The sequence below is a fragment of the Marinobacterium jannaschii DSM 6295 genome (genome assembly GCF_000620085.1).
In the GTDB taxonomy this organism is placed as follows: Bacteria; Pseudomonadota; Gammaproteobacteria; order Pseudomonadales; family Balneatricaceae; genus Pontibacterium; species Pontibacterium jannaschii.
This window is the reverse complement of sequence record NZ_KK211064.1, coordinates 288,517-314,683: the sequence shown is the minus strand read 5'-3', so window position 1 is coordinate 314,683 and position 26,167 is coordinate 288,517. Positions and strand designations below refer to the sequence as shown.

Annotated in this window: 30 protein-coding genes and 1 tRNA gene; 22 read left to right on the top strand and 9 right to left on the bottom strand. The window is 58.1% G+C overall.

Annotation, left to right across the window (positions count from 1 at the left end; all coding sequences use genetic code 11):
* Positions 1–61 precede the first annotated feature (61 nt).
* From Q354_RS0117325 to Q354_RS0117275, 11 genes are all read left to right on the top strand, one after another.
* Complete coding sequence (locus tag Q354_RS0117325; protein ID WP_027858696.1) at positions 62–334, top strand: oxidative damage protection protein; 273 nt, start codon at positions 62–64, stop codon at positions 332–334.
* A 237-nt stretch (positions 335–571) separates the two neighbouring features.
* Positions 572–647, top strand: a tRNA-Phe gene (locus tag Q354_RS0117315).
* A gap of 893 nt (positions 648–1,540) precedes the next feature.
* The gene (purE, locus tag Q354_RS0117310) at positions 1,541–2,023 is read left to right on the top strand and encodes a 5-(carboxyamino)imidazole ribonucleotide mutase (protein WP_027858695.1); all 483 of its coding nucleotides are present in this window, start codon (positions 1,541–1,543) and stop codon (positions 2,021–2,023) included.
* Positions 2,023–3,123, top strand: a complete 1,101-nt coding sequence (locus Q354_RS0117305) for a 5-(carboxyamino)imidazole ribonucleotide synthase (protein ID WP_027858694.1) — start codon at positions 2,023–2,025, stop codon at positions 3,121–3,123. Before purE ends, Q354_RS0117305 begins: the two co-directional genes overlap by 1 nt.
* 175 nt (positions 3,124–3,298) lie before the next feature.
* Entirely contained in the window at positions 3,299–3,787 is a 489-nt protein-coding gene (locus tag Q354_RS28770) for an MCP four helix bundle domain-containing protein (RefSeq protein WP_245601073.1), read from the top strand.
* A gap of 70 nt (positions 3,788–3,857) precedes the next feature.
* Positions 3,858–5,240, top strand: coding sequence for a sensor histidine kinase (locus Q354_RS28955; protein ID WP_322786155.1), 1,383 nt, complete (start codon positions 3,858–3,860; stop codon positions 5,238–5,240).
* Positions 5,237–6,592 carry a sigma-54-dependent transcriptional regulator gene (locus Q354_RS0117295; protein WP_027858693.1) on the top strand — a complete coding sequence of 452 codons (1,356 nt, stop codon included), beginning with the start codon at positions 5,237–5,239 and terminating at the stop codon, positions 6,590–6,592. Before Q354_RS28955 ends, Q354_RS0117295 begins: the two co-directional genes overlap by 4 nt.
* Before the next feature lie 197 nt (positions 6,593–6,789).
* A complete protein-coding gene (locus tag Q354_RS0117290; protein ID WP_027858692.1) occupies positions 6,790–7,776 on the top strand; it encodes a TRAP transporter substrate-binding protein in 987 nt (328 codons plus the stop codon).
* Between the two features lie 169 nt (positions 7,777–7,945).
* Positions 7,946–8,461, top strand: coding sequence for a TRAP transporter small permease (locus Q354_RS0117285; protein ID WP_027858691.1), 516 nt, complete (start codon positions 7,946–7,948; stop codon positions 8,459–8,461).
* Positions 8,462–8,464: 3 nt separating this feature from the next.
* Complete coding sequence (locus tag Q354_RS0117280) at positions 8,465–9,769, top strand: TRAP transporter large permease (RefSeq protein ID WP_027858690.1); 1,305 nt, start codon at positions 8,465–8,467, stop codon at positions 9,767–9,769.
* A gap of 80 nt (positions 9,770–9,849) precedes the next feature.
* Positions 9,850–10,914, top strand: a complete 1,065-nt coding sequence (locus tag Q354_RS0117275) for a TRAP transporter substrate-binding protein (RefSeq protein WP_036230354.1) — start codon at positions 9,850–9,852, stop codon at positions 10,912–10,914.
* A 46-nt stretch (positions 10,915–10,960) separates the two neighbouring features.
* On the opposite strand, the gene Q354_RS26305 is transcribed toward Q354_RS0117275, so the two are convergent.
* Positions 10,961–11,917 (bottom strand): LysR family transcriptional regulator, encoded by a 957-nt coding sequence (locus Q354_RS26305; protein ID WP_084332651.1) that lies wholly within the window; start codon positions 11,915–11,917, stop codon positions 10,961–10,963.
* 56 nt (positions 11,918–11,973) lie between these two features.
* Here Q354_RS26305 and Q354_RS0117265 point away from each other — a divergent pair, with 56 nt between their 5' ends.
* Positions 11,974–12,453 carry a GNAT family N-acetyltransferase gene (locus Q354_RS0117265; RefSeq protein ID WP_027858688.1) on the top strand — a complete coding sequence of 160 codons (480 nt, stop codon included), beginning with the start codon at positions 11,974–11,976 and terminating at the stop codon, positions 12,451–12,453.
* 113 nt (positions 12,454–12,566) lie between these two features.
* Here the strand turns inward: Q354_RS0117265 and Q354_RS28350 are convergent, their stop codons facing one another.
* From Q354_RS28350 to Q354_RS0117240, 5 genes are all read right to left on the bottom strand, one after another.
* Entirely contained in the window at positions 12,567–12,725 is a 159-nt protein-coding gene (locus Q354_RS28350) for a hypothetical protein (protein ID WP_156948408.1), read from the bottom strand.
* Between the two features lie 194 nt (positions 12,726–12,919).
* Positions 12,920–13,300: a glutaredoxin family protein gene (locus tag Q354_RS26300; RefSeq protein WP_051560236.1), complete on the bottom strand. Its 381-nt coding sequence runs from the start codon at positions 13,298–13,300 to the stop codon at positions 12,920–12,922.
* Positions 13,301–13,446: 146 nt separating this feature from the next.
* Entirely contained in the window at positions 13,447–13,962 is a 516-nt protein-coding gene (locus Q354_RS0117250) for a methylated-DNA--[protein]-cysteine S-methyltransferase (protein ID WP_036230483.1), read from the bottom strand.
* A 72-nt stretch (positions 13,963–14,034) separates the two neighbouring features.
* Positions 14,035–14,484, bottom strand: a complete 450-nt coding sequence (locus Q354_RS0117245) for a GNAT family N-acetyltransferase (RefSeq protein WP_027858686.1) — start codon at positions 14,482–14,484, stop codon at positions 14,035–14,037.
* A 12-nt stretch (positions 14,485–14,496) separates the two neighbouring features.
* Positions 14,497–15,255 carry a GNAT family N-acetyltransferase gene (locus tag Q354_RS0117240; protein ID WP_051560235.1) on the bottom strand — a complete coding sequence of 253 codons (759 nt, stop codon included), beginning with the start codon at positions 15,253–15,255 and terminating at the stop codon, positions 14,497–14,499.
* A gap of 197 nt (positions 15,256–15,452) precedes the next feature.
* Between Q354_RS0117240 and Q354_RS0117235 the strand changes: the two genes are divergently transcribed.
* Complete coding sequence (locus Q354_RS0117235) at positions 15,453–15,740, top strand: hypothetical protein (protein WP_027858684.1); 288 nt, start codon at positions 15,453–15,455, stop codon at positions 15,738–15,740.
* Between the two features lie 65 nt (positions 15,741–15,805).
* On the opposite strand, the gene Q354_RS0117230 is transcribed toward Q354_RS0117235, so the two are convergent.
* Entirely contained in the window at positions 15,806–16,570 is a 765-nt protein-coding gene (locus Q354_RS0117230; protein WP_051560234.1) for an enoyl-CoA hydratase, read from the bottom strand.
* A gap of 231 nt (positions 16,571–16,801) precedes the next feature.
* Here Q354_RS0117230 and Q354_RS0117225 point away from each other — a divergent pair, with 231 nt between their 5' ends.
* Both Q354_RS0117225 and Q354_RS26295 read left to right on the top strand, forming a co-directional pair.
* Positions 16,802–17,506 carry a thermostable hemolysin gene (locus Q354_RS0117225; protein WP_027858682.1) on the top strand — a complete coding sequence of 235 codons (705 nt, stop codon included), beginning with the start codon at positions 16,802–16,804 and terminating at the stop codon, positions 17,504–17,506.
* Entirely contained in the window at positions 17,503–19,074 is a 1,572-nt protein-coding gene (locus Q354_RS26295) for an AMP-binding protein (protein ID WP_051560233.1), read from the top strand. Before Q354_RS0117225 ends, Q354_RS26295 begins: the two co-directional genes overlap by 4 nt.
* A gap of 22 nt (positions 19,075–19,096) precedes the next feature.
* Here the strand turns inward: Q354_RS26295 and Q354_RS0117215 are convergent, their stop codons facing one another.
* Positions 19,097–19,816, bottom strand: coding sequence for a glutathione S-transferase family protein (locus tag Q354_RS0117215; RefSeq protein ID WP_036230349.1), 720 nt, complete (start codon positions 19,814–19,816; stop codon positions 19,097–19,099).
* A gap of 127 nt (positions 19,817–19,943) precedes the next feature.
* Between Q354_RS0117215 and Q354_RS0117210 the strand changes: the two genes are divergently transcribed.
* The 4 genes from Q354_RS0117210 to Q354_RS0117195 all read left to right on the top strand — a co-directional run bounded on the left by Q354_RS0117210 (position 19,944) and on the right by Q354_RS0117195 (position 22,831).
* Entirely contained in the window at positions 19,944–20,885 is a 942-nt protein-coding gene (locus tag Q354_RS0117210; protein WP_027858680.1) for a LysR family transcriptional regulator, read from the top strand.
* A 177-nt stretch (positions 20,886–21,062) separates the two neighbouring features.
* The gene (locus tag Q354_RS26290; RefSeq protein WP_156948407.1) at positions 21,063–21,374 is read left to right on the top strand and encodes a hypothetical protein; all 312 of its coding nucleotides are present in this window, start codon (positions 21,063–21,065) and stop codon (positions 21,372–21,374) included.
* A gap of 44 nt (positions 21,375–21,418) precedes the next feature.
* Positions 21,419–22,150: a HupE/UreJ family protein gene (locus Q354_RS0117200; protein WP_027858679.1), complete on the top strand. Its 732-nt coding sequence runs from the start codon at positions 21,419–21,421 to the stop codon at positions 22,148–22,150.
* Positions 22,151–22,162: 12 nt separating this feature from the next.
* Positions 22,163–22,831 (top strand): hypothetical protein, encoded by a 669-nt coding sequence (locus Q354_RS0117195; protein WP_027858678.1) that lies wholly within the window; start codon positions 22,163–22,165, stop codon positions 22,829–22,831.
* A 184-nt stretch (positions 22,832–23,015) separates the two neighbouring features.
* Here the strand turns inward: Q354_RS0117195 and Q354_RS0117190 are convergent, their stop codons facing one another.
* Positions 23,016–23,510, bottom strand: coding sequence for a MarR family winged helix-turn-helix transcriptional regulator (locus tag Q354_RS0117190; protein WP_027858677.1), 495 nt, complete (start codon positions 23,508–23,510; stop codon positions 23,016–23,018).
* Between the two features lie 252 nt (positions 23,511–23,762).
* Between Q354_RS0117190 and ectA the strand changes: the two genes are divergently transcribed.
* The 3 genes from ectA (at position 23,763) to Q354_RS0117175 (ending at position 26,158) form a co-directional block, all read left to right on the top strand.
* On the top strand, positions 23,763–24,278 hold the full coding sequence (gene ectA, locus Q354_RS0117185) for a diaminobutyrate acetyltransferase (RefSeq protein WP_027858676.1): 516 nt from the start codon (positions 23,763–23,765) through the stop codon (positions 24,276–24,278).
* A 57-nt stretch (positions 24,279–24,335) separates the two neighbouring features.
* On the top strand, positions 24,336–25,643 hold the full coding sequence (gene ectB, locus Q354_RS0117180; RefSeq protein WP_027858675.1) for a diaminobutyrate--2-oxoglutarate transaminase: 1,308 nt from the start codon (positions 24,336–24,338) through the stop codon (positions 25,641–25,643).
* Positions 25,644–25,750: 107 nt separating this feature from the next.
* Complete coding sequence (locus tag Q354_RS0117175; protein ID WP_027858674.1) at positions 25,751–26,158, top strand: ectoine synthase; 408 nt, start codon at positions 25,751–25,753, stop codon at positions 26,156–26,158.
* The last annotated feature ends 9 nt before the right edge of the window (positions 26,159–26,167 follow it).

Here is a 26,167-nt window from a genome sequence, read left to right as displayed (position 1 = left end):
GGCCCGGCCGGCCTGTAAACTGCCGCCAGCCGCTATGATCGAACATCTCTGGAGACTACCGATGACCCGTACCGTAATGTGCCGTAAATTTAAGGAAGAGCTGGAAGGGCTGGACCGCGCACCTTATCCCGGCCCTAAAGGTCAGGATATTTTTGAAAATGTCTCGAAGAAAGCCTGGCAGGAGTGGCTTGCCCACCAGACCACGCTGATCAATGAAAAGCACCTGAACATGATGGACCCGGCCACCCGCACCTACCTGCAGGAACAGATGGACAAGTTCATGACCGGCGGCGATTACGAAAAAGCCGAAGGCCTGACACCGGAGCAGAAATAACGCCGGGTTACAGGCCGGCTACCCGCCGGTACTCGCGTTCAGCAAAACCGCCCTGCGCTGCAGGGCGGTTTTGTTTCTGCCTCACAGCAGCCCGTACATACAGCTTAAATCCCCGCATCTGGTCAATCCTCAGACAGCATCGTTTAATATTTGTACAGCCTGAAAAAATATTAAAAAACAATGCATTAAAGTGTTGACAGCTTTCCGGGAAACCTGAATAATCCGCTCCCACACGTTGCCCAGATAGCTCAGTCGGTAGAGCAGGGGATTGAAAATCCCCGTGTCGGCGGTTCGATTCCGTCTCTGGGCACCACTTACTTCCAAGCCTCGCCTCCTAGCGGGGATTTGTTGTATCTGGCACTTAGAAAAGTGTAGTGTCGACGACCATGGTGGCCCCGATCTATTCCATCCCTGGGCACCACTTACTTCAAGGCTTGCACTCAAAATGCAGGCCTTTGTTGTTTCTGGCCCCTGCGAAATTTATCCGACGTCATCGAACTACGTTCTCGATTATTCGACGCTACGCGTCTCACCCTTCGGGCTATCGTCGCTTCGCTCCGATGTGTTAATGGCCTGCGGCCATTGATCCGTCTCTGGGCACCACTTACTTCCAAGCCTCGCCTCCTAGCGGGGCTTTGTTGTATCTGGCACTTAGAAAAGTGTAGTGTCGACGACCATGGTGGCCCCGATCTATTCCATCCCTGGGCACCACTTACTTCAAGGCTTGCACTCAAAATGCAGGCCTTTGTTGTTTCTGGCCCCTGCGAAATTAATCCGACGTCATCGAACTACGTTCTCGATTATTCGACGCTGCACTCTCGTCCCATACTCCTTTATCGACGAACAATTCCGGGCACGGAAAGACAAGACCGCTATTCGTTGCACTTTTCCCGCTGATCCGACCCTATTCCTCTTTGCATCCGGTCATGTCGTCGCATCATGAATCGGGCGGCTACGCTTGTACGACTCCTCTCTTAATCGCTTTGGTGTTATCATGCCGCCCTTGGGCGCAGGACCAGGAACATCCATCGCGGCTGAATGGACAGTTACCCGTTAACTTCATTCTGTCGACGGCCTAGAGGGCCAGTGTGAATCAACACTTTTTGAACACCACTTTCTCTTTCATTTGTTGGCGGGCACTCCCTCTTTAACAGCGCACTGATCATTGAATTTCTGGCATAAGCCAAGAGGAAACAGGTAACAAACATGAGTAAAGTCTCCGTCGCCATTATCATGGGCTCCCGCTCTGACTGGCCAACCATGCAAGAAGCGACCAAGCCACTGGAAGAGCTGGGTGTAGAGTTTGAAGCTAAAGTGGTTTCTGCACACCGAACGCCTGAGCGTTTGTTCCAGTTTGCCTCCGAAGCCCATAACAATGGCATCGAGGTGATTATTGCAGGCGCTGGCGGTGCCGCTCACCTGGCAGGTATGGCTGCCTCTATGACTCACCTGCCTGTTATTGCCGTGCCCGTTGCCAGCAAGAATATCAAAGGCCTGGACAGCCTGCTGTCTATGGTTCAGATGCCTCGCGGTGTTGCCGTTGCCTGTCAGGCGATCGGTGGTGCAGGTGCTTATAATGCCGGCCTGATGGCCGCGCAGATGCTGGCCCTGAAAGATGCAGAGCTGAGCCAGCGTCTGCAGGACTGGCGTAAAGCCCAGACTGACAGCGTTCCGGTCGAGGTAGAATAATGCACGTTGCTATTGTTGGATGCGGTCAGCTGGCACGGATGATGGCTCTGGCAGGCTGGCCCATGGGCCATAGCTTTACCTTTCTTGCAGAGCCCGGCGAAGGCACTGACTGTGTAAAAGGGCTGGGCACTATTGTCGAGCGCACGCCTGAGATGGAAGGCGAAGCCTTGTTTGCAGCGCTGGGGAAGCCTGAAGTAGTGACAGTAGAGCGCGAGCACGTTGATGTGGCGCTGCTGAACACCCTGAAACCGCACTGCTCCGTATCGCCTGACCCTGATGCGATCAAATACTGCCAGCATCGTGGCCGTGAGAAGACCTTCCTCAACTCACTGGGTATCCGGACCGCTCCGTTCCATCTGGCAAACAATGCAGAGGAACTGAGTTCCGGTGTTAAAGCACTGGGTTACCCGGTGTTCGTCAAAACCTGTGAAGAGGGTTATGACGGCTACGGCCAGTGGGTGCTGCGCAGCGATGACGACCTGAACGATCTGGCCGCTAAGGCCGACAGCCTGCCTGAAGTAGTGATCGAAGGCCGTGTCGATTTCTGCCGCGAGCTGTCCCTGATCGCTGCACGCAACGCCTCCGGCGACTGTGTCTTCTACCCGCTGACAGAAAATGAGCACCGCAACGGAATTCTGTGGAGTTCACTTGCCCCCGCCGATGCCGAAGCGGCGTTGCATGCGAAAGCTAAAGAGATCGCCGATAAAGTGCTGAACGCGCTGGGATATGTCGGCGTGATCGCAATCGAGATGTTCCAGGCCGGTGACGAGCTGATCGTCAACGAACTGGCACCTCGCGTGCATAACAGCGGCCACTGGACTCAGGGCGCGGGTATCTGCAGCCAGTTCGAGAACCACCTGCGGGCCATCTGTGATTTCGGTCTGGGCAACACCACCAATAACCAGCATGCCGCTATGGTAAACCTGCTGGGTATTGAAGCGCCGAAAGAGATCGTCAGCGAGAGCAATGTACAGCACCATGTGTACAACAAGTCGCTGCGTCCCGGACGTAAGGTGGGTCACCTGAACCTGGCAGCTGATGATCGCGCAGCTCTGGAAGCTCAGCTGAAACGCATCTGCGACAGCCTGTACCAAGACTAGAGACCCAGGCCGGTTTCCTGCCGGTTCAGGTTCCTGACAAAGCCCTGGCACTTTTGCCGGGGCTTTGTTTTATACGGCCGACAAACCACCTACAACGGCTTACCACCCGCTGCTGATTTCAAATTGCCAGCCGAACTCACTATCATGCACTTGAGTCTTTTCAGGTCATATTCCTATGAAAAACAGTCATCGGCTGGGTATTCGGGGCCGTTTATTTATCGCCTTTGGCGCGCTGAGCGCGGTCACTTTGCTGGCTAGTGTTATCAGCTGGCTATCCTATAACCTCCTCGGTGAAGAGCTGGATCATGTGGTGAAAGGCAATATCCGGACCCTGAGCCAGATGGCGGAACTGAAGGAGCAGGCAACTAAGATCACCCTGATGGCTCCAACTCTGCTGGCAGTTAAGGATGAGCAGCAACGCCAGCAGGTGTGGCAGGCGCTGGACCAGAATATCTCGCAGATGGCCAAACTGCTGCCCGGAGTCGCCGCTGCCCCCCCGGGACAACCAGGTACAGCTGCTGTTGGGCCAGATAGAGGCACTGCAGGGCTCCCTCGGCCGTCTCGACCGCAATGTGCTGCAGCACCTGAAGATCCGGCAACAGAAAAGCTCCGAGAACCAGCGTCTGCGCTGGGTCGCCTCCAGCTTCCTGAGCGATATCGATAGCCTGATCGACAGGCTGCACAAGACCTTGTTCAGCCGCTTTAATCAGGACCATTCTGATGCCTGGATTGTGATGAATAACTACGGTCAGGATGCTATCCGCACCATCAACGCCGACCTGCAGAGGCTGTACCGCATCAAGGCCGACGTCAGCCTGCTGATCAATCTGGTAGATCGGGCCCAGCACCTGCCCGACCTGAATTCACTGATCGCGACCCAGAGCCACTCGGATGAGATCATCTCCCGCATCCAGAAGGACCTGCGGGCGGTAGACAAACTGCACGGCATCCAGCCACTGAAGCAGACCATCGTGAATATCGTTTTCCTGACCCGGGGCGAGAATAATATGTTCACCATTCGCAGTGCCGAGCGCGCGGTACTGCGGGACGGTCAGCTGCTGCTAGGGCAGATTCGCGGTGACCTGGATACACTCAACCAGCTGATCGCGGTACAGACCGGACAGGCAGAGGAAGCGGCGCAAAGCTCGGCGGAAACCGCCCAGGTCACTATCAAACAGGGCCGCATCTGGATTCTGTCGATGGTGGCCCTGAGCCTGCTGTTCTCTATCCTGATCGTCTGGCTCTACGTCGGTCGTAATATGGTAGCGCGGATCAGCAGCCTGGATGCCAGTATGCGCGCCATCGCCGGCGGCAACCTGAATGAGCAGGTGAAGGTAAAAGGCAGTGATGAGATCGGCACTATGGCACGTTCGCTGATCAGCTTCCGCGACCAGCTCGCCAGCCTGCAGGAGGAGTTGGTGCAGGCCGGCAAGCTCGCCGCCCTGGGCCAGCTGTCAGCCGGTATCGCCCACGAGATCAACCAGCCGCTGTCAGCGATCGGGCATTACTCACGTAACGGCATCCGACTGCTCGATGCCGGCCGGCTGGAGGAAACCGGCAAGAACCTTAACCAGATCTCCAACCTCACCAAGCGGGCCACCACTATCATTACCCGGCTGAAATCGCTGGCCCGCAAGCAGCAGAACAACCTGATTGCGGTGGATATCCGTCAAGTGGTGGATAACGTGCTGCAGATGGTGGAAAACGATGAGATTCGTAAGCTGACCCGGATCGAGGTCGACTACCAGCAGGAGCAGCGCCAGGTCAGCGCCGATCCGATCCAGCTGGAACAGGTCGTGCTCAACCTGGTGACCAATGCGCTGGATGCGATCGCCGAACAGCCGGTCAAAACGATCAATATCGACTGCCAGCCGCACAACGACATGCTGCAGATCGTAGTCCGGGACAATGGCCCCGGCATCAGCCAGGAGCTGCGCGAACAGATATTTGATCCGTTCTTTACCACCAAGCCGCGTGGCCAGAGCCTGGGACTGGGGCTGGCGATCTCCTATAACATTATTAAGAGCTTTGGTGGCAGGCTGACCGTTGAAAATCAGTCTGCCAGCGGGGCATTATTCCGCATCCAGCTGCCAGAGTACCGGAGAAGCAAACCATGAATACATCCAACACCACGGGACAGGTGTTCGTCATCGATGACGAAGAGATCGTCCGTGACGCTATGACCCAGACGCTGGATCTGGAGGGATATAATGCGGTTGCCTTCGAAGACCCGCGTCAGGCCCTGGAGCAGTGCTCCATGAGCTGGCAGGGCGTTGTCATCTGCGACGTCAGGATGGATATCATGGATGGACTGGAGGTGTTGCAGCAGATACTGGAGATCGATCCGGAGATCCCCGTCATTATGTTCAGCGCTCATGCCGATATTGCCGTGGCGATTCAGGCGATCCGCATGGGCGCCTACGATTTCCTGGAGAAAACCGACGATCCGGAACACCACCTCAATACGGTGCAACGGGCCTGGAAAAAGCGTCAGCTGGTATTGGAAAACCGCTGCCTGCGCCAGAGCCTGCAGGGCCAGCATGAGATCGATAACCGTCTGGTCGGCCAGACCGAGGCGATGCTGCGCCTGCGCGAGATGGTGCTGCAACTGGCCCAGATCGATATCGATCTGATCATTAACGGTGCCACCGGCACCGGCAAGGAAGTCGTGGCCCGCTGTCTGCACGACTTCAGTCCCCGCGTCCGGAAGCCCTTCGTCGCCCTGAACTGCGGCGCCCTTACCGAATCGGTGATCGAAAGCGAGCTGTTTGGCCATGAAGCCGGTGCCTTCACCGGTGCCAGCAAACGGCGTATCGGTAAGATCGAGTACGCCAGTGGCGGTACCCTGTTTCTGGACGAGATCGAAAGCATGCCCGCCTCGCTGCAGGTTCGCCTGTTGCGGGTGTTGCAGGAACGTACCCTGCAACGGCTGGGAGGTAACGCCGATATCGAAGTGGATATCCGGGTTGTCGCCGCCTCCAAGGACGACCTGCGCCAGGCTTCCGACGAAGGCAGGTTTCGTGAGGACCTTTACTATCGCCTCAACGTTGCCAGCCTGGAAATCCCCAGCCTCGACCAGCGCAAAGAGGATATCCCGCTGCTTTTCAGCCATTTCGTCGAGTTGGCTAACCAGCGCTTTGGCCGCGAGCAGCAACCGCTGCCCACTTCATTGCTGCAGCAGCTGAGCCTGAAAAGCTGGCCAGGCAATGTGCGCGAACTGCGCAATGCCGCCGAACGCTGGGCCCTCGGACTGCCCTGCGGTATCGAAGCCAGTCATGAGCCAGAGGTAAACGAGGGCAACCTCGATGAGCTGGTCGCCAATTATGAAAAGCGGCTGATCCTGGCGGCGCTGAAGGAGCACAGGGGCCAGGCGGAAGTGACCGCCCAGGCACTGGGCATCCCACGCAAGAAACTCTACCTGCGGATGAAGAAATACGGACTGGAACGCAGCGGCTTTACCTCTGAGTGAGTTAAAACTGACTCAGAGCGCCATAAATGTCTGAGTCAAATTTGACTCAGACAGACTCCAGCTTCTCTTTTAAAAAAACATAAGCATCTGATTAATAAGGAATAATTTTATTTTCCAGAACTGGTACGGCGCTTGCTCTAGCTAAATATAGCGGATGCCAAGGCACCACTAGCAACCCGTAAATCTGGAGAATAATAATGAAATTCCTGAATAAACGAACAGCCCTTCTGTTTGCCTCTGTCCTGACTCTGGGCGCCAGCGCCAGCGCTCTGGCTGAAACCCGCTGGGATATGCCAACACCTTACGGCGATGGCACCCATCAGACCCAGGTCGCACGCAGTTTCGCCGAAGAGGTAAACGCTAAAGCCAAGGGCAAGCTGACCATCAAGATCCATTCCGGCGGTTCGTTGATCAAGCATCCTGAAATTCACCGCGCGGTGAAGACCCGTCAGGTTGCACTGGGTGAAGTATTTATCGGCCGTCTTGGCAACCTCAATCCGATCTTCAAGCTGGATAACATCCCCTTCCTGGCGACCGATTTTGACAGCGCCGAGCGCCTCTATCAGGCGTCCAAGCCGGCTCTGAACAAAGCCCTGGCAAAAGAAAACCTGATCCTGCTCTACACCTCACCATGGCCCGCCCAGGATCTTTACTCCAACAAGCCGGTGCACAGCCTGGCCGATCTCAACGGCCTGAAAATGCGCTCATACAGCCCGACGACCTCGCGTCTGGCCGACCTGATGGGCACCACCCCGGTCAATATTCCGTTCAGTGATGTCGCTCAGGCGTTTTCCACCAACGCCATCGACGCCATGGTGACCTCACCGAGCACCGGCGTGAACAGTCAGAGCTGGGACTACATCTCCCACTTCACCACTATCCACGCCTGGATTCCGAAAAACATGGTGTTCGCCAACAAGCGCATCTTTGACCGTCTCGACCAGGCGACTCAGCAAACCATCCTGACGGCGGCGGCCAATGCAGAGAAAAAAGGCTGGGCGCTGGGCCGCAAGCTGGCGGTAGAGCACACCGATACCCTGGCGGAGAACGGCATCAAGGTCTCCGCACCGAGCACTCTGCTGCTGTCCGAACTGGAGAATATCGGCTCAATCATGGTGAAAGAGTGGCTCAGCGAAGCCGGCTCTTCCGGTCAGGCAGTACTGGAAGCGTACCAGACACCTTAAAGCGGATACTGTCGCAGGAGTCCTGTTCCCAGCTCCCCGGGGGCAGCTCCTGACGACAGGCCTGCTCCGCCCTGATACATCCGGACCCGACACAAGCGGATGGTCGGCTATCACAATCCGACAGGCTGCGCCGGAATTACGGGCCTGAACCGTTGGACAGAATAATAAAATGAATACTCTCAAGCACTACTTCTACCTAACTTCCGCCATCTTATCAGGCTCCTGTCTGGTCGCGATGACATTGCTGATCCTGTCGCAGATCGCAGCCCGGGCCTTCGGTGTAATCATCCCCTCGTCAGAGGACTTTGCCGGCTGGCTGTTGTCGGCGACGATCTTTTTCGGTCTGGCCTATACCTTCAACGAGGGCGGACATATCCGCGTGACTATTCTGCTGTCCCGCCTGTCCGGCGTGACGCTACGAGTCGTTGAGTTTCTTAACCTCAGTGCGGGCCTGCTGATCAGCGGCTATATGGCGTACTGGGTTAGCTACACCGCCTATGAATCCTATATCTACCACGATGTAACCGACACTTACCTGGCGGTGCCACTGTGGCTGGTGCAGTTGCCGATGGCGCTGGGTTCGCTGTTTTTTTCCCTCGCCGTGGTGGACAACTTTCTCGCCGCGCTGAAGAACCAGACCCCTGGCTATGCGTCCCACGAAAACGAAATGAGCACCGCGGAGTAAGTTATGGATATTTCAATCGTTGGTTTTATTCTCGTCGTTGCCATGCTGTTGATGCTCACAAGCGGCGTCTGGGTGGCCCTGACCCTGACCGGCATCTCCATTATCGGCCTGCAGCTGATCGGCAACGAAAGCATCGGCCTGCTGCTGGGCACCTCCTCCTGGAGTGCAGTGACCAGCTGGTCGCTGACCGCCCTGCCACTGTTTATCTGGATGGGTGAGATCCTGTTCCGCACCCGCCTCTCCCAGGACCTGTTTGAAGGCCTGGCACCACTGCTGTCCCGACTGCCGGGCAAGCTACTGCATGTGAATATCCTCAGCTGCGGTATCTTCGCGGCGGTTTCCGGCTCTTCTGCCGCCACCGCCGCTACGATCGGCCGCATGACGCTGCCGGAGCTGTCGCGCCGCGGCTACGACAAATCGATGGCACTGGGTACTCTGGCCGGTTCCGGCACCCTGGGCCTGCTGATTCCGCCGTCGATCATCCTGATCGTTTACGGCGTGTCGGCCGAGGTCTCAATCGCCCGCCTGTTCCTGGCCGGTGTCCTGCCGGGTCTGGTACTGATTCTGCTGTTTATGGCCTATACCTCCGGCTGGAGCCTGCTGAAGGGCCGTTCCGGTGAAGTGGCCGACCAGAAGCAGTACAGCTTTAGCGAGAAAGTACAGGCGCTGAAGAAGCTGCTGCCGATTGTGATACTAATCGGCTGTGTACTGGGTTCCATCTACCAGGGTGTTGCCACCCCGACCGAAGCGGCCGCTTTCGGCGTCGCCGGTGCATTTATCCTCTCTGCCGTGCTGGGCAGCTTCAGCCTGCAGGGCTTTATCGACAGTGTTGCCGGGGCGGTGAAGAACTCCTGCATGCTGGGCCTGATCCTGGTCGGCGCCCACTTCCTGACCCTGGCAATGGGCTTTATCGGTATCCCCAACGCGCTGGCCGAGTGGATCGCCACTCAGGGCCTGTCACCGATCGAACTGATCATCTACCTGACAGTCTTCTTCGTGGTGCTGGGCTGCTTCCTGGATGGGATCTCGGTGATCGTGCTGACCACCTCGGTGGTACTGCCGATGGTATCCCAGGCCAATATCGACCTGCTCTGGTTCGGTATCTTCCTGGTGCTGGTGGTGGAGATGTCACAGATCACCCCTCCGGTGGGCTTCAACCTGTTTGTGATCCAGGCACTGACCGGCAACAACATCATCCAGGTCGCCAAAGCGGCGCTGCCATTCTTCTTTATCATTGCCTCGGCGATTGTACTGATCACCGTATATCCTTCGATCGTACTCTATCTGCCGACCATCATGTCGTCGTAAGCCAGCTTCTGGCGGATGCTATACTGCGCTCTGGATAACCCGTCAGGTGGTTATCCGGAGCGTTCAATAAGCCGGAACCTATGAAAACAATATCAAAGATCTCCGCAGCCCTGCTGCTCGGCCTGCTACTGCTGGGTATAGGCAAGCTGTCAGCCGCCCAGGACACTATCATTATCAAGGCGGTAGGCACCTGGGGTTACTTCACTAACTATCAGAAGCACGAGGGCCCGTTCTGGAACCGGCATATCGCCGAGGTCAGCGACGGCCAGCTGGTCGGCGAGATCAAGCCACAGAATGAACTGGACCTGCGCGGCTTCGAAATTATGCGCCTGGTCTCCAAGGGGGTGTTCGACTTCGCCTTCGGGCTGCCCGGCTATGTGGCACCGGAAAGCGCCATATTCGAAGGCAGTGACCTCTCCTCGCTGGTTCAGAGCATCGCCGAACAGAAGCAGGTGGCCAATGCCTACTTCCCCACGATGGCGCGTGCCTTTGCCGAGAAGTACAACGCCCGGCTGATGATGCTCTATCCCTTCCCCAGCCAGATGATCTGGTGTGACAGCCTGATCCGCGAGATCGATGACCTCAAGGGCAAGCGTATCCGGGTATTCCTCACCACCCTGGGAGATTTCGCCGAGAGTGTCGGCGCCATTCCGGTGAGCATGCCGTTCCATGATGTCGCCAGGGCGCTGGAGAATGACCTGATCGACTGCGTCATCACCAGTGCCATGTCCGCCTACACCGGCAAGCTATACCGGGTCGCACCCTACGGCTTTACCTTGCGCGTTGGCTGGGGCATGGCGTTCGGGGTGATGAATATGAATAAGTGGCAGCAACTGAGTGAAGGGCAGAAAGCCCTACTGCAGCGGGAGATCGCCCGCCTGAACGAAGGCATGTGGCAGGAAACGGCCACCGAAGACAGCACCGCCCTCGCCTGCCTCGGTGACGGCCCCTGCACGCTGGGCGAGGAGAACGGCAATATGGTGCTGGTGGAGCCCTCAGAGGCGGATCTGGCACGCCGCGACTGGGTTGCCAAAGAGGTGATATTACCGCGCTGGGCACAACGCTGCGGCCCCGAGTGCGCCGCCAACTGGAACCGCACCGTAGGCCGGGTGCTGGGCCTGAGGGCAAGCGCCAAAGCACCTTAATGCGATACCGGCGCGCCTGTCACAAGGAGCCTGTTGGAAGACTGGCTCAGTGCGCCTGTGCCGACACCTGCAACAGCAAGCGAGTGAACCACTTATAATCCGCCTCACCGGCATTGAGACGGTGACTGTAGAACTGCAACTGATACTGCGGCACCTCAAACGGCAGGGGCAGTATCTGCAGTGGCAGCTGCTGGCAGATCCGCTCGGCCAGCGGCCGGGGGTAGGAGGCGACCAGCGCGCTGTCGGCAATGATGTAGGGCACCACCAGCAAGTTAGGCGAAGAGAGCGCCTGCCGACGTTTACGTCCCAGCCGTTGCAGGCACTGATCGACAATTCCCTCCCGCTCGTTCATCGGCGCTACCAGTATATGCTGCAGCTGCAGGTAACACTCCAGATCCGGCGCGGCCTGCAGCTGTGGATGATCTTTTGCCGCCAGCAGGCAGTACTCACCACTGACCCAGCGATAGGCCAGAATGTCGTGGCCGTGTTGTCCGCTGTGGGTAAATCCCAGCAGGTAATCCACCTGCTGTTGTGCCAGCTGGTCGAAAGCATCGGCCCCCAGGTGGATAACCCGCAGTCTGATCCCCGGCGCTTCCTCGCTCAGCCGCTTCATCAACGCCGGCAGCAGCGAGATCTGGCAGTAGTCGGTCGCCGCTATCACGAACTCCCGCTCACTCCCGGCGGGATCAAACGGCTCCGCCGACTCCAGCCCCTGTTGCAGCAAACGCAGCGCGGCACTGATCTGCGGCGCCAGGCGTTCGGCCTTTCGGGTCGGACACATGCGCCCATTTACCCTGATAAAGAGGTCATCATCCAGCGCCCGGCGCAGTCGGCTCAGGGCGTGACTGAATGCCGACTGGCTCAGGCTGAGCTGTTCGGCGGCCTGTTTGACCGAGCCGCTACGATAGAGGCAGTCAAAGGGTAGCAGCAGGTTCAGATCGAGATTACGCAGTTCAGGATGCATGACGTACATTGATATATGAGGAGAATGCACTGTCATCATATTAGCGCCTGCTTTAGATTGCTATCCCAGCCGAACGAACCCGAATGGAGTCCCTGATGCCTGTACTGATCCGCCCTGCCGAAAAGAAAGATGCTGCGCTGATCCTCGGTTTTATTACCGAGCTGGCGATCTATGAGAAAGCCGAAGATGAGGTTAAAGCCTCTGTAGCCGATATCGAACAGTCTCTGTTTGCCGAATCAGCCACTGCCCGGGCTCTGGTCTGCGAGCAGGATGGCGAGGCGATCGGTTATGCGGTGTATTTCTACAACTATTCCACCTGGCAGGGCTGCAACGGTCTCTACCTGGAAGATCTCTATATCAGCCCGGAAAAGCGTGGCGGCGGTGCTGGCAAGGCGATGCTACAACGCCTGGCAGCGATCGCGGTAGAGAACGGCTGTGGCCGTTTCGAGTGGAGCGTGCTGGACTGGAACCAGCCCGCGATCGACTTCTATCAGTCTCTCGGCGCCAGGCCGCAGGATGAGTGGGTTAAGTACCGCCTTGATGGCGAGGCACTGCTGGCGCTGGCAAAGTCCTGAGTCCCTGGCCGCCCTGAACAACTGCGGCGCTGAACGCAAAACGGCCCTGAGAAAACTCAGGGCCGTTAGGTTATTTCCTTGCTACGGGGCCTGCTGAAAACCACCAGCAACGCTTAATTTCCAGAGCGGACAAAGCAGCGCTCTTCATGCTCATCCTGATAGATTTCGGCGTTGCTGCGCTGAACCGCTGGCGCAATCCATTCACTGTTGCAAGCCTCGTTCTGAATCTCTTTACGCATCCAGCCTGACTGAAGAGAAAGCATCGTATTCATAAACCACCTCACTGAATTTGGATTCCCTGGCCGGCGGCCTGAAAGAATCAATTTGTGCTGTTGCTGGCTATGATGCAGGAGACAAACGGAATATAAACTGAACAGCGTTCAATATTTTCTCTGGCTTATCCCCCTACAGGCAGGGTCTAAGCGCTGCAGCTCAAAACTGACGCAGGCTGGGTAACCGGCTTTCTCTAATCAGCCCCGGTTACAGCCGGGATGCTCTCATCCTCTGTCAGGGCCGCAAGAATGGCCGCAGGGTTATAGCCGCGAATCACCTGATTACCGATCAGGAACACCGGTGTACCGCGACCGTTCAGTACCGTGTACTGCTGCTGTCCTTCGACAGAAGCTTCGATATCATATTCGTAGTAGGCGATTCCCTGGCTATCCAGAAACGTTCTGGCCTGTTTGCAGAACTGGCACCAGGAGGTACCGTACATGATAACCGGCTCAGTATGCAGCGCCGCAAAGTCGGGCCGCTGTGTCAGGAAAGCGTGCAGATCCTGGCGACCGAAAAACAGCGCGCCCGATATCAGCAGCAGGCCCAGCCCCCAGCCAATCAGTCTCTTCATAAACTCTAGCCAACCCTGATTCAGAAGTTACCGTGGAAGATAACCCCGTTTGGCTGCCCGGATGCACTTCAGTTCCGTAAATACTTGAAAATGGCGAGGCAACGCATGCTTCTCTTGCCGTCTTCCAGAGCGGGCCATACCCCGGGTTAAAACAACACGCCCTGACCGCTCTGCTCCAGGGTCAGCAGTTTCTGCTTGGCGGCCAGGCCGCCGGCGTAACCGGTCAGGGCGCCATTGCTGCCGACGATGCGGTGGCAGGGCACGAAGATCGACAGGGCGTTGGCACCGTTGGCACTGGCCACGGCACGCACTGCATCGGGCCTCTCCAGACGACGCGCCAGTTCGCCGTAGCTGGCCAGCTCGCCATAGGGGATCGCCACCAGCGCCTGCCACACCGCTTGCTGGAAATCGGTACCGGCAAACAGCAGCGGAATATCAAACCGGGTGCGCTGCTGGCAGAAGTACTGCTCCAGTTGTCCGATGGCCTGCTCGATCACCCCAGCGCCCTGCTCGATGTAGTCCGCCTTCAGGTAGTTTTGCAGGCGGCGGTCGACCTGTGCCCGCTGCTTGCGGTAGCGCCAGTCACAGAGGCAGAGCTGGTTATCGTAGGCCCCCAGCAGCAGCTCGCCGCAGGGGGATTTGTAGTATTGGATTGAGATCATGGTCGCAGCCGTGGCCAACAGGATGACCTCAGCCTGCCACAACAGGCTGCAGGGTCAAGCCGATTGTGGCGCTTAATCGACTGCCATCTGCCAGGTCTGCCACTGGGTCTTGTCAGCGACCTTGGCGTAGACCGCCTGGGCGCGGTGGTTATCTTCGGCGGTGATCCAACGCACAAAGGGCCAGCCCTTCTCAGCTGCAGCGCTCTGTAACGCATCGAACAGTGCGTCCACGACACCCCGGCCCCGGACGTCGGGATGCACAAACAGATCATCGAGAAAGCCCACTTCAGCCCCCCGCAGTGGCGAGGGCATGGCACGGTAGTGCATCAGCCCCAGCACCCGGCCGCTGTCATCCTTAGCGATCAGGGCGTAGAAGGGAGTCTGTGGATCAAAGATCCAGCCCCATACCCGGTCCAGTATCTGCTGATCCATCGGCACCTGATAAAACCCGGCATAACCGCAGTAAAGCTGCTGCCACTGCTCCCTGTCCGCCGCTTGCGGCGACATTAGCTGAATAGCCATCTGCCTATCTCCTTATCCCTGTCCCGCCATGCACTGCTGCAGGCTATGCTTCTGCTGGCCTGCACTATCGAAGTTATCCGCTGCCAGCCAACGCTGGAAACCGGCTTTCAGCGCTGGCCAGTCGGCGTCAATGATGGCGAACCAGGCGGTATCGCGGTTACGTCCCTTGTAGATAGTGGCCTGACGGAAGATCCCCTCAAACTCGAATCCCAGACGTCGGGCGGCTTTTTTCGAGGGACCGTTCTGGGCATCGCATTTCCACTCGTAGCGGCGATAGCCCAGCTCATCGAACACCCGCTGCATCATCAGGAACATCGCCTCGGTCGCCAGCGGGGTGCGCTGTAGCAGCGGTGAGAAATGGATATGGCCGACCTCGATCACACCCACCGCGGGAGCGATACGCAGGTAACTGGCCATTCCCACCGCCCTGCCGCTGCGCTGATCGACAATGGCGTAAAACAGCGGGTCATCGCCCAGACAGGCAGACTCCAGCCAGAGGCGGAATTCACTCAGCTGCTCAAAGGGACCGCAGGGCAGGTAGGTCCAGTTTCGGCCATCGCGATCGGAGGCGAACGCCTCGAACAGTGCCTCGGCATGAAGCTCGGGCTGCAGCGGCTCGATACGGCAGAAACGCCCGGCTGAGACAGTGCGCGGCGGCCACTGACAGGGCTGCCAGTCGAGATCCAGTCCGACCGGCTGCCCCAGCGGGTTAAGCCTGGACTTGAGTTGTGTCTCTGGTGGCGCGCCGGGCGCAGAGCTCTGCTGATTCATAATGCGATCCCCTTAATCATCCCAGGCCAAGCCTGATACTGTTATTTGAGGGCAGCATAAGATGACAACCGGGACCACCCAAGGCCCATTTACGAACAATCACGGGGCCCATTTATAGATACGAGCCGCAACAGCCTGCACCGCAGACTGATCCGATCATCGCAGCTGTGCGGTAGAGAGAGCCAAAAGGAGACTTTATGCGTGCGATCAGCGGCACCTGTCCGCTCTGCCAGCGGCACACACAGCTAACCTTCCATCACCTGATTCCGCGCAAGGTGCATAAGCGTAATTTTTTCGCGAAGAGTTACAGCCGCGAGCAGCTCAACCGGGGCATCAATATCTGCCGCCCCTGCCATAACGGCATCCACCGCTGTTTTGATGAAATGATGCTGGCGAAACACTATAACCGGCTGGAAGACCTGCTGGCGGCACCGGAGCTGGCGAAACATTTTAGCTGGGTAGCGAAGCAGAGAACGGCGGACTGACGAGGCGGTGCAAAAACGATTGTACCTAGCCTCAGCAGTGGCCGCCCTGACGGCTGAATAAGGAGTCAGTCAAAGCGGGAAAAGTCGGGAGCACGGCGCTCCTTAAAAGCGGTCAGCGCTTCCATCGCTTCGGGCGAAGTCAGCTGGCGGGCAAAGGCCGCCGCTTCGATATCGATGGTCTGCTGCAGGGATGCAGCATTGCGCCGCCGGATCAGCGCCTTGGCCTGGGCCAGTGCCGCCGGTGGCTTGGCAGCCAGCCGCTGTGCCTGGCTGTACGCAAAACCCTGTAGTTCATCGGCGGCCAGCTGACGGTTGATCAGTCCCAGCTCTTGCGCCTCTTCAGGCCCGAAACTCTCACACAGTAGTAACATCTCAGCGGCACGGCGATCGCCCACCAGCTGCGGCAGCAGCATGCTGGAACCCGCTTCCGGTACCAGTCCCAGATCGACAAAGGGCAGCTTAAACCTGGCGGTATCGTCGATATAGACCAGGTCACAATGCAGCATCAGGGTAGTGCCGATACCGACGGCATTGCCCTGCACCGCTGCCACCAGTGGCTTGGGGAATGCAGCCAGAGTATGCAGGAAAGGCACCACGCTACGCTCCAGTCCGGCCAGGCCGCTGCTGAGGAAGTCGCCAATATCATTGCCGCTGCAAAAGTTTTTTCCTTCCCCGCTGAGGCATACCGCGCGGATCTGCGGATCTTCCGCCGCCTGTTGCAGCGCCGCCGTCAGGCCATCGTAAAGCGCCAGGTTCAGGGCGTTCTGCTTTTCGGGGCGGTTCAGCTTCAGCATCATCACCCGCTGCTCAATCTCGACTATCAGCTCCATTATGCCCTCCATCAGGCCTGGCTCCGGGAAACAGTACCGAGTCTACTGATCCGCAGCTGAGATACCGATACTGCATACGGACATTTTCTATACTAAAGCGGACATCTGCCGGACCGGAGCCACCGCAACCTGCGCCTGCCATCTGGCGCGGGACAAGTTAATGAACGTTCTTTTAAGTATCTCTTAAGAAAGCAAAACTATCTTAGCGGCTATCGAAACAGGGGATAGCCAATGACTCTCTCAGCCAACCGCATTGCTACACCACAATCAGCGTCACAGCACGCCGAATCACGCTTTATCCAGGTACAGGACCCGCTCAACCGGGCCCAGGTCGAGCACTTTATCCGTCGCCACTTCCACCGTCTATATGGTGCCCTGATTGACGACTTCCGGCCTCACAGCATCGCACTGCTGAACCCCCGCCAGCAGCTGACGGCCGCCTTCGACTACCAGCCTGCATCTGAGCAGCCGCTATTGCTTGAGCAGTTCCTCAATGCTCCCGCTGAAGAGATGATTGCACAGAAAGGCAGTATTACCGCGCCACCCCGCCAGTCGATTGTTGAGCTGGGTAACCTCGCTGCCGACTGTGAAGCCACCATCCGCCGTCTGGTATTAGGGCTGGCCGCCCACTTCCACCAGCTGGGCGTACGTTGGTTACTGATTACCGCTACCCCCAAAATGCTGCAGAGTTTCCACCAGCTGGGTGTCGATAGGGCTATCCACACCCTGGCCAGGGCGGAACCTGCCCGGGCCAGCCTGAGTCGCTTCAGCTGGGGCAGCTACTTCGAGCAGGGCCCCGGCATTTACGCCGTCGACATTAACCGTGGCCTGGCAACCCTGGCCCATAACCCGATCATTGCCCGCCTGATCAGCCAGAGCCGGGCACCGGAGTCCGACCAGCAGTTAACTATCTACCAGCGGGAGGCCTGGCGATGAGCCTGATAACCGAATACCTCGCCCACCATGCCCGTCAGCAGCCTGAAGCTACGGCCCTGCGCGGCGCTCGACAGCACCTCAGCTACCGCCAGCTGGATGATCAGGTCTCCGTACTGGCGGATGAGCTGGCAGCGCTGGACTGCTGCCACCTGGCGATCTGGATGGACAACAGTCCGCAGTGGGCGCTGCTGCAACTGGCCGCGATGAAGGCCGGACTCTGCATCACCCTGATTCCCGCCACCTTCGGCCCGGCCGCAGTGGAGGCCTTATTCCAGCAGATCGGTATCGAATTGCTGTTTGTCTCCCGCCCGGCACAGCTGAACCGCCTGGCAGGCGCCCCCCTCAGCCTGCCTCAGACCGCGCAGCATAACCCGGAGCTGGCGCTGAGCGGCTTCCGGCTCGCCCCTCAGGCAGGGGCACATAAGGTTGCGCCCGATACCAGGCTGATCAGCTTTACTGCGGGTACGGGAGGCACACCCAAAGGGGTTTGCCTGAGCGCAGATCTGATCGATCAGGTCTGTCGTTCACTGCTGGATGCCACCGATCCGATCGCTATCGGACAACAACTATGCCTGCAGCCACTGTCCGTACTGACGGAAAATATTGTCTCTCTTCTGGTACCGCTCTGCGCCGGGATCAGTATTCGTATCGCCAGCCGCGAGGAGAGCGGCCAGAGCGACGGCGTACCTGATGTGGCACAGCTGGCTCGCCTGCTGCAGAGCGAGCAACCGCACGGCCTTAACCTGACCCCTGAACTGTTGAAAGCGCTGATCGGTGTCCGCATGCTATACGGCCCCCTGCCCAGCCTGAAATTTGTGCTGGTTAGCGGTGGTAAGGTGGCAGCGGGAATGCTGGAGAAGGCCCAGCAGCTACAACTGCCGGTCTACGAAGGCTATGGCCTGAATGAATGCGGCGCGCTGGTCAGCCTGAATCTGCCGGGCAAGTCACTGACCGGCAGCGTCGGCCGTGTCCTGCCTCACTGTCGCCTGCTGTTATCAGCCGAAGGAGAGATCCGGGTGACCGGTGCCAGCATGCTGGGCTATCTCGGCGGCGGCAGCTCCCCGGCCTGTATCGATACCGGAGACAGTGGCTTTATTAACGTCGATGGCTACCTGTTTATCTCCGGACGTCAGGATGAGATACAGACCAACAGCCGGGGCCGCCACTTCAGCCCGGAGTGGATCGAAGCGGAGCTGAATAACCTGAGCACAGTGGCCCAGGTCTGTGTCTTCGGCGATAACAGCGACTTTATCAGCGCTGTCATCCAGCCGGAAAACAACGCCACCATCGCCCGCATCCAGTTGCAGCTGGATCAGCTTAACGAACAGCTGCCGGAGTCCGCCCGCATTGAACAGTGGTTTCTGGCCGATGGCCCTTTCAGTGTTGCCAACGACCAGCTGACCGCCGCCGGCCAGGTACGACGGGAGGCGGTTTATCGCTATTACGGCCCGCAGCTGAATGCACTCTATCGTCAGACAAACAGCTCAGAAACCCTCGAAAAGCACCACAACGAGGAGATTGTCTCCGCCCTGACCGGTTTCGGCGGCCTCGGCCCGCAACCCGCCTGATGCCCTGCCGCTGCGGCTCACCTCAGTCCAGCAGCGGCGTCTTCCAGCCCTTCTGCACTGCCGGGCGGGCGGCGAAGCGTTCGATATAGGCCAGCACATTGGGATGATCATTCAGGCCGGTGATCTCCACCGCGTTATAGAACTTCTCCAGTGTCTGCAGCCAGGGCACCAGGGCGATATCGGCGATGGAGAACTCACCGGTGATCCACTCCTTGTCCGCCAGCTCCTGCTCCAGCACATTCAGCAGTCGCTTAGCCTCATCGATATAACGCTGCTTGGGCCGCGGATCTTCAATCGCGCTACCGGCATAGACATGGAAGTAGCCGATCTGGCCGAACATCGGCCCGATTCCACCCATCTGGAACATCAGCCACTGCAGGGTCTTGGCCTTCTGCACCGGGTTACTGCCGATCAGCTTACCCGCCTTCTCCGCCAGATAGATCAGGATAGCGCCACTCTCGAACAGGCCGATTGGCGCGCCTTCAGGGCCATTGGGATCGATGATCGCCGGGATCTTGTTATTGGGGTTAAGCGACAGGAAGGCCTCGCTCTTCACATCCTCGGCCGCCAGGGTCACCTTATGCACTTCATAGGGCAGGCCCAGCTCCTCCAGGGCGATGGAGACCTTGACCCCGTTGGGGGTCGGGAAGGAGTAGAGCTGGATCAGCTCCGGATGCTGCGCCGGCCAGCGCTGGGTAATGGGGAAATCGGCCAGGGTCTTCAATTCGCTGATCGCGTTCATAATCTTGCTGCCTCTGAAACTCTGTGGATAAGGGAAGCCGTCGGAGCAAATCCGCCCATTGCGCTTCCCGTTGGCTTAGATACAGGCTATGTTTTAGGCCGAATTGAAACAATGGCGATTGAAGAAAATGAACGTTCGCGATTTGGAAACAATAGACTTCCGCTCCCTGTCGATCTTTGTCTCCGCCTGCCAGACCCTCAACCTAACCCAGAGCGCCGACCAGCTGGGACTGCCAAAATCTACGGTAAGCAAGGAGCTGTCGCGGCTGGAGAAACACCTGCAGACCCAGCTGCTGGAGCGCTCCACCCGCCGTATCCAGATCACCGAGTCCGGCAAGCTGGTCTATCAACGCGCCTTCCAGCTGATCGAAGAGTTCCGCAACCTGCGCGAAGATGTGCAGCAGATGGAGCAACAGGTGCAGGGACAGCTACGGATCTCAGCGCCCCCGGCACTGGGTGAGTTCTTGTCATCAGAGATCCTGCCCGGTTTCCTGACGCAGTGGCCCAAGGTGCGGATCGCACTGGAACTCTCCTACACCTATGAAGACCTGTTCTCCCAGGGGATCGACCTGGCGTTCCGCGTCGGCCAGATCATCGACGACCGCCTGATCGCGCGCCAGATCGGCCACGCCAACCGCATCCTGGTCGCCAGCCCTGACTACCTGGCCGATAAAGCCCCTATCGACAGCCCGCAGCAGCTGTTTGGCCATAACTGCCTGCGCTTCCAGTACAGCCCCGGCGAAAGCAGCTGGACCCTGAGTGATGGCGAACAGACCGAAGCGGTCAGCGTCTGCGGCAACTTCTGCTGCGGCAACGTGCAGGCCCTGAAGTCCGCCACCCTGGCCGGGGTTGGCATCGCCCAGATGCCGATCCTCAGCCTCAACGGCGAGCTGGAAAGCGGCCGCCTGGTGCGGGTGCTGCCACAGTGGCAGGTACCGCCAATGCCGATCTACCTGGTCTACCGCAGCGGCATCGCCCGTAGCTGTCGTATACGCGCCTTCCTCGAGTATATGGAGCAGCACCGGGGGCGGTTTGAAGGCGAACCTCTTGCCGACACCAAGGTCAGATAGACTTCCGGCCCAGTGCTCTCGGCATTTAGCACCGTTTTTTAATCCCGGTAATTGCAGCCATTAAAGCTCTGGTATAGGCTGGCCCCGAGTTAACCGGCCCTGTGGCCAAATTGAGCAGTGATGACGATTTCCAGCCCCCTTTACAGACAAACAGTGGTAGCGCTCCTGATCCTGGTGATGTTATTCACCTGGGTGGGGCATCTGTTTACCCAGTCTGTAACGGTGCATGCCTTGGATAATGTCAGTCAGGTCGATGAGACCCATAGCCATAGCCACGATCACGACGAGCAGTCGTTCCACCAGACCGTCGGAATCGGCCATCAGCATCCACCGCTGTCGCCGGATCACCTGCATGAAACCCCGCAGCTGCCGCTGATCGCACTCAGTGCACTGCCACGCCAGGCCGAATCCCGGCCGCAAAGCCAGCGGGCCGATCCACCGGCGGCACCGCTATACCGTATTGAGCGCCCTCCCCGCAGCCTCAGCTAGTACCCGTCTACATTTCCATTTAACGATAAGTTAAGGGCCTATCTATGTGCTCAAACGCGACACGCGCTTGGGGCGGTTCCGCACGCCTGTACCGCGTATTTTCTTTGCTCGCTGCGATGCTGATCTTCTCGATCGGTATCGACAGCGCCCTTGCCCACGGGGTCGCCTCAGGCGACAAGGGCTATATCCAGGAGGTTAGCGGCGTCCTGCCGCTGCCGTTTATCTACCTCGGCGCCAAACATATGGTGACCGGTTACGATCATCTGCTGTTCCTGTTCGGGGTGATCTTCTTCCTCTATCGCCTGAAGGATGTGGGGATCTACGTCACCCTGTTTGCCGTTGGCCATTCGGTCACGCTGCTGTTCGGCGTGATGACCAATATCAGCGTCAGTGCCTACATCGTGGATGCCATTATCGGCTTCTCGGTGGTGTATAAGGCGCTGGATAACCTGGGCGCCTTTCCGCGCTGGTTCGGTTTCCAGCCCGACACCAAGATCGCCACCCTGCTATTTGGTCTGATCCACGGCTTTGGCCTGGCCACCAAGATCCAGGACTTTGAGATCGCAGCGGATGGCCTGTTCGCCAACCTGATCGCCTTCAATATCGGCGTCGAGATCGGCCAGATTCTGGCCCTCAGCGCCATCCTGATCTTTATGGGCTTCTGGCGCCGCAGCGGCAGCTTTATGCGCCATGCCTACAGCGCCAACGTGATCATGATGAGTCTGGGCTTCCTGCTGATGGGCTTCCAGATCACCGGGCTGATTGTTTCTAGTTAAGGATTTTTCGATATGTACAATGCATCTATGCCTGAGAACCAGGCTTTACCTTCTAGCGGACAACTGGTCCGTTCTACCCTGCTGGCCCTGATCACCGCCCTGGTGCTGCTGATGACCGTTGTGATGCCGGCTGAATATGGCATCGACCCGAGTGGCGTCGGTCGCCTGCTGGGGCTGACCGAAATGGGCGAAATCAAGCAACAGCTGGCGCATGAAGCCGAGGCCGATGCCAGCAACGCAGCACCTGAGGATAACCCACCCGAGACCGCGAGCGACGTCCAGCCGACACCAGAGCCGGTCGCCTGCATCGCCGACAACAGCCCGCCTGTGGAAAACAGCAAAACCGCCAGCGCCAGCAACAGCGGCGAGATCAGCTTTAAGCTGGTGCCGGGCCAGGCTGCCGAGGTGAAACTGGAGATGAAAGAGGGTGCCAAAGTGCGTTTCAGCTGGACGGCGAACGGCGGCAAGCTCAACTACGATACCCATGGCGATCCCTACAACCCACCAAAGGGTTTCTACCACGGCTACGGCAAGGGCCGTTTCGAACCGGGTGACAAGGGCATTCTGGAAGCCGCCTTCGATGGCAATCACGGCTGGTTCTGGCGTAACCGCACCCAGCAGGAGGTGACCCTGACCCTGACCGTAAACGGGGATTACCTCAAGCTGCAGCGAGTGCTTTAATCAGGCCGAGGACTGGCGATAAGGATGAAAACCCCGACAAAGTGAGGCGATTTTCGTTGAAAGATCGGGTTTCATGATGATGCTGGGATTTGTCGCTACGCTCCCCAACCTAAGGGCTGCCCGATGTGATGGCCTGAATTGAAAATCCAAAACGGGGCTGTGCCACAGGTACAGTCCCGTTTTTTTATTTGCCGGCGTCGGTGCGCGGAGGCCGGTCGAGCTGGCCGATATCGAGGACCGGGGAGGCATCCAGGTGTTCTGCATTCAGCAGGTAAACCGCGCGTTCCAGGCCGGCGACCATCATCGACTGTTCCCAGGGCTGCATATCCTCGAAGTCACGCACAAACACCTCCTGCTGGGTGGTGGGCGCGCCTTTCATCAGCTCCAGGCCGGCATCGGTCAGGCTGATCCAGACCTTGCGCTTATCCACTTCGCCACGTTCACGGGCGATCAGCGCCTTTTTCTCCAGCCGGTCGAGGATACTGGTGACCGTGGCCTGGGTCAGGGCAAGCGATTTAGCCAGTTCGCCGGTGGTCATCTGCCCCTCCTCACGCAATGTCTGCATCAGCAGGAACTGCGATAACGTCAGGCCGGTGCGGCGACTGATCTCTTTATTCTGCACATCTGCGGAACGAATGATCTTGCGCAGCAAGACCAGAGCTTTCTGACTGTTTTCCATCGATCTTCTAAACAACCCCTGTAAATATCGCCGGAACAATACATCAATCATGGCAAAAGCGCCAGAAATCAGCGCCACACAGACAATTTACTTCGCAATACTAAACAACAAAAAACCTTAGAGAATTAACAAAACGCCAATAAATTCACAAAAGCGACACTTTTTAGCCATTGTATTCGTGATTTAGATATGTTCTAGAATATAAATAGTTCGAATATCAAACTTTTTGAAAAGCGAAACAATAGAAATACAATGGATATTGAAGGCTTAACATTGCGTAAGCCGGTTGCGACCGATGGAATGGCTGTAAACCGGTTAGTCGATCGTATTCCCGAGCTGGATGACAACTCCAGCTACTGCAACCTGCTTCAATGCAGCCACTTCGCAGACAGTTCAGTGATCGCACTGCGCGGCGATGAGGTGGCCGGTTTTATCAGTGGATATCCACTGCCGCAACAGCCCGATACGCTGTTTATCTGGCAGGTTGCGGTCAGCCCGGACAGCCGTGGCATCGGTCTGGCCAGCAGCATGCTGAGCGAGATCCTCTCCCGCCCGGACCTGGGCCAGCTGCGCTTTCTGGAAACCACCATCACCGAAGACAACGCCGCCTCCTGGGCCCTGTTCACCAGCCTGGCCCGGCGCTGCAGCGCCCGGCTGGAACGCCGCATCATGTTCGACCGCCAGCGCCACTTCAGCGACGAACACGCCAGCGAACTGCTGGCCCGGATTGGCCCGATCCGCCAGGGCGCGCTAACGCCCCAGCCCTGACCACAGGCTGACGACCCTTTTCAACGTTTTCCAACTCTTAAAACCGGACCACTCAGTATGAAAATCTTTGACGAAATCGAATCCGAAGTGCAGTCCTATGCGCGCTCTTTCCCACGTATCTTTAACAAGGCCAAGGGCGAGCTCCTGTACGACGAGGAGGGCAACGCCTACCTCGACTTCCTCGCCGGCGCAGGCACCCTGAACTACGGCCACAACCATCCGCTGTTTAAGGAAAAGCTGCTGGACTATATCCACAGCGACGGCATCACCCACGGCCTGGACCTGCATACCAAGGCCAAGGGTGAATTCCTCGAGACCTTTAACGAGAAAATCCTGAAGCCACGCGGCCTGGACTATGTGATGCAGTTCACCGGCCCGACCGGCACCAACGCCGTCGAGGCGGCGCTGAAGCTGGCCCGTAATATCACCGGCCGGGAAAATATCATCACCTTCACCAACGGCTTCCACGGCGTCAGCCTCGGCTCCCTGGCCGCCACCGGTAACTCCCACCACCGTGGTGCCGCCGGTGTCAGCCTCAGCGGCACCAGCCGGATGCCCTATGAGGGCTATCTGGGCGATGATATCGACACTACCGTCTACCTCGACAAGGTGCTGTGCGACTCCAGCAGCGGTATCGACAAACCCGCCGCCGTAATCGTCGAAACCGTGCAGGGTGAGGGTGGCATCAACGCGGCCAGCTTCGACTGGCTGCGTGCCCTGGATAAAGTCTGCAAAAAGCACGAAGTTCTGCTGATTATCGACGACATTCAGGCAGGTTGCGGCCGTACCGGCACCTACTTCAGCTTCGAGCCGGCCGGCATCAAGCCGGATATTGTCACCCTCTCCAAATCCCTCGGCGGCTACGGCCTGCCATTCGCCGTGGTGCTGTTCCGCCCGGAACTGGACCAGTGGAAGCCCGGTGAGCACAACGGCACCTTCCGTGGCAACAACTTCGCCTTTGTCACCGCCAAGGCCGCCATCGACTACTACTGGAGCGATGAGCGTTTCTCCCAGGAGATCATGCACAAGGGCGAGTATGTCTCACAGCGCCTGCAGGCGATTGTGGACCAGTATGGCGAGGGCAACTTCACCACCCGTGGACGCGGCATGTTCCAGGGAATTAACTGCGTTAACGGCGAAATTGCCGGCAAGATCACCAGCCGCGCCTTTAAGAAGGGGCTGATCATCGAGACCAGCGGTGCCGACGATCATGTGGTGAAGCTGCTCTGTCCGCTGATTATCAGCAAGGAGAACCTGTCACGGGGGATTGACATCCTCGAAGAGGCAATCCGCGAAGTCTGTGCCGGCGAAGATAATATCCCGGAGCAGAAGAAATACTTCGACCCGGTCGAGCTCGCCAGCTAAGCCGCTCCGCCACAGCCTCAGAAACCGGTACAGAGGTTCGGATCGCCCGCAGCGGCGCTCCCGGGCCGCTGTCCGGCTTTCCCCAGAATCCAGAGACAGGAATCAAGATGATCGTACGTAACCTGAAAGACGCCGAACAGAGTAACCGCCGCATCGTATCGCCGGATGGCAACTGGGAGAGCACCCGGATGCTGCTGAAGGACGACAATATGGGCTTCTCCTTCCATATCACCACCATCTACAAGGGTGCCGACTTCCAGATGCACTACCAGAACCATCTGGAGTCGGTGTACTGCGTCAGCGGCCGTGGCGAAGTGGAAACCCTGAGCGATGGCCGTAAATACCCGATTGAGCCGGGCACCCTCTATATCCTCGACCAGCATGACAAACACTGCCTGCGCGCCTTCGAGGAGATGAAGATGGCCTGCGTCTTCAACCCGCCCCTCAATGGCACAGAGGTACACAACGCTGAAGGCGCTTACGAGCTGGAAGCCGAAGCCGTGAGTGCAGAGTAAGCAGGAGGG

Coding starts and splice junctions, on each gene's coding strand:
- Q354_RS0117265 (WP_027858688.1), top strand. CDS start 11,974: ATGCCTGTACTGATCCGCCCTGCCGAAAAGAAAGATGCTGCGCTGATC.
- Q354_RS0117215 (WP_036230349.1), bottom strand. CDS start 19,816: ATGAACGCGATCAGCGAATTGAAGACCCTGGCCGATTTCCCCATTACC.
- Q354_RS0117250 (WP_036230483.1), bottom strand. CDS start 13,962: ATGATCTCAATCCAATACTACAAATCCCCCTGCGGCGAGCTGCTGCTG.
- Q354_RS0117200 (WP_027858679.1), top strand. CDS start 21,419: ATGTGCTCAAACGCGACACGCGCTTGGGGCGGTTCCGCACGCCTGTAC.
- Q354_RS0117240 (WP_051560235.1), bottom strand. CDS start 15,255: ATGAATCAGCAGAGCTCTGCGCCCGGCGCGCCACCAGAGACACAACTC.
- Q354_RS0117295 (WP_027858693.1), top strand. CDS start 5,237: ATGAATACATCCAACACCACGGGACAGGTGTTCGTCATCGATGACGAA.
- Q354_RS0117210 (WP_027858680.1), top strand. CDS start 19,944: ATGAACGTTCGCGATTTGGAAACAATAGACTTCCGCTCCCTGTCGATC.
- Q354_RS0117235 (WP_027858684.1), top strand. CDS start 15,453: ATGCGTGCGATCAGCGGCACCTGTCCGCTCTGCCAGCGGCACACACAG.
- Q354_RS26305 (WP_084332651.1), bottom strand. CDS start 11,917: ATGATGACAGTGCATTCTCCTCATATATCAATGTACGTCATGCATCCT.
- Q354_RS26295 (WP_051560233.1), top strand. CDS start 17,503: ATGAGCCTGATAACCGAATACCTCGCCCACCATGCCCGTCAGCAGCCT.
- Q354_RS28770 (WP_245601073.1), top strand. CDS start 3,299: ATGAAAAACAGTCATCGGCTGGGTATTCGGGGCCGTTTATTTATCGCC.
- Q354_RS0117230 (WP_051560234.1), bottom strand. CDS start 16,570: ATGGAGCTGATAGTCGAGATTGAGCAGCGGGTGATGATGCTGAAGCTG.
- Q354_RS0117195 (WP_027858678.1), top strand. CDS start 22,163: ATGTACAATGCATCTATGCCTGAGAACCAGGCTTTACCTTCTAGCGGA.
- ectB (WP_027858675.1), top strand. CDS start 24,336: ATGAAAATCTTTGACGAAATCGAATCCGAAGTGCAGTCCTATGCGCGC.
- ectA (WP_027858676.1), top strand. CDS start 23,763: ATGGATATTGAAGGCTTAACATTGCGTAAGCCGGTTGCGACCGATGGA.
- Q354_RS0117275 (WP_036230354.1), top strand. CDS start 9,850: ATGAAAACAATATCAAAGATCTCCGCAGCCCTGCTGCTCGGCCTGCTA.
- Q354_RS0117190 (WP_027858677.1), bottom strand. CDS start 23,510: ATGGAAAACAGTCAGAAAGCTCTGGTCTTGCTGCGCAAGATCATTCGT.
- Q354_RS0117290 (WP_027858692.1), top strand. CDS start 6,790: ATGAAATTCCTGAATAAACGAACAGCCCTTCTGTTTGCCTCTGTCCTG.
- Q354_RS0117325 (WP_027858696.1), top strand. CDS start 62: ATGACCCGTACCGTAATGTGCCGTAAATTTAAGGAAGAGCTGGAAGGG.
- Q354_RS28350 (WP_156948408.1), bottom strand. CDS start 12,725: ATGAATACGATGCTTTCTCTTCAGTCAGGCTGGATGCGTAAAGAGATT.
- Q354_RS0117285 (WP_027858691.1), top strand. CDS start 7,946: ATGAATACTCTCAAGCACTACTTCTACCTAACTTCCGCCATCTTATCA.
- Q354_RS0117305 (WP_027858694.1), top strand. CDS start 2,023: ATGCACGTTGCTATTGTTGGATGCGGTCAGCTGGCACGGATGATGGCT.
- Q354_RS26290 (WP_156948407.1), top strand. CDS start 21,063: ATGTTATTCACCTGGGTGGGGCATCTGTTTACCCAGTCTGTAACGGTG.
- Q354_RS0117245 (WP_027858686.1), bottom strand. CDS start 14,484: ATGGCTATTCAGCTAATGTCGCCGCAAGCGGCGGACAGGGAGCAGTGG.
- purE (WP_027858695.1), top strand. CDS start 1,541: ATGAGTAAAGTCTCCGTCGCCATTATCATGGGCTCCCGCTCTGACTGG.
- Q354_RS28955 (WP_322786155.1), top strand. CDS start 3,858: ATGAATAACTACGGTCAGGATGCTATCCGCACCATCAACGCCGACCTG.
- Q354_RS26300 (WP_051560236.1), bottom strand. CDS start 13,300: ATGAAGAGACTGATTGGCTGGGGGCTGGGCCTGCTGCTGATATCGGGC.
- Q354_RS0117225 (WP_027858682.1), top strand. CDS start 16,802: ATGACTCTCTCAGCCAACCGCATTGCTACACCACAATCAGCGTCACAG.
- Q354_RS0117175 (WP_027858674.1), top strand. CDS start 25,751: ATGATCGTACGTAACCTGAAAGACGCCGAACAGAGTAACCGCCGCATC.
- Q354_RS0117280 (WP_027858690.1), top strand. CDS start 8,465: ATGGATATTTCAATCGTTGGTTTTATTCTCGTCGTTGCCATGCTGTTG.